Source organism: Streptomyces pseudogriseolus (assembly GCA_002154585.1).
GTDB classification, from domain to species: domain Bacteria; phylum Actinomycetota; class Actinomycetes; order Streptomycetales; family Streptomycetaceae; genus Streptomyces; species Streptomyces pseudogriseolus.
Genome location: MUNG01000634.1, coordinates 285 through 1,209, shown reverse-complemented (window position 1 = coordinate 1,209; position 925 = coordinate 285). Strand labels below are relative to the sequence as shown.

The 925-nt window shown below is 73.7% G+C and carries 1 protein-coding gene; it reads right to left on the bottom strand.

Going from position 1 to position 925, the window contains the following annotated elements; translation table 11 throughout:
• Window positions 1–205: 205 nt before the first annotated feature.
• Window positions 206–925: phosphohexomutase domain-containing protein (locus CCN29_RS33615; protein ID WP_503167733.1), on the bottom strand; the 720-nt coding region annotated here is incomplete at its 5' end.

Sequence of the window (925 nt, the reverse complement as noted above, 5' to 3'; positions counted from 1 at the left end):
TTGGTGATCAACGACATGGACGCGTCCGGGCGCGCGGGCCGCGCGGGTGTGCTCCGAACGGGGGGTTGCTGCGGCATGCCGCACATCGTCGCACGACGCGCCCCCGACCTCCGAACGACCCCGGCGGCGTGCCGGACGGGCCCCTTCCGGGGTCCCGGTCCGGCACGCCGCCGGTACTGCGTCTAGTGCGTCCAGCTCGGGAGGGTCACCTGCCGGCGCTGTCCACGACCGCCGACCACTCGTCGAGCAGCGCCTGCGCGGAGGCGTCGTCGGGCCCCTCGGCCCACAAATGGGTGACGGCCTCGGCCGGGTCGGGCAGCACCATGACCCAGCGCCCGTCGGCCTCCACCACGCGTACGCCGTCGGTGGTGTCCACGTAACGGTCGCCGGCCGCCTCGACGACCCGCCGCATGACGAGGCCCTTGACGGCCCACGGGGTCGCGAGGTCCCGCTTGAGGACGTGCGCCCGCGGGATACGGGCGTCGATCTGGCTCAGCGTCAGCTGGGTGCGCGCCACCAGCCCGATGAGCCGGACGAACGCCGCGGTGCCGTCGTAGACGCTGCTGAACTCGGGGACGATGAAGCCGCCCTTGCCGTCGCCGCCGAAGATCGTCCCTTCCTCGCCGCCGACCCGCGTGAGATCGTCGGGCGAGGTGGTCGTCCACTCCACCTGCGTCCCGTGGTACGCCGCCACCTGCTCGGCGATCCGGGTGGTGGTCACCGGCAGGGCGACCCGTCCGCTGCGCCGCTCGGAGGCGACCAGGTCGAGCATGACGAGCAGCGCGCGGTCGTCCTCGACGATCCGCCCCTTCTCGTCGACGAGGGACAGCCGCTCGCCGACCGGGTCGAAGCGCACGCCGAAGGCGGCCCCGGAGGACGCCACGATCTCCCCTAGCCGTACCAGGCCGGCGCGGCGCATGTCGGC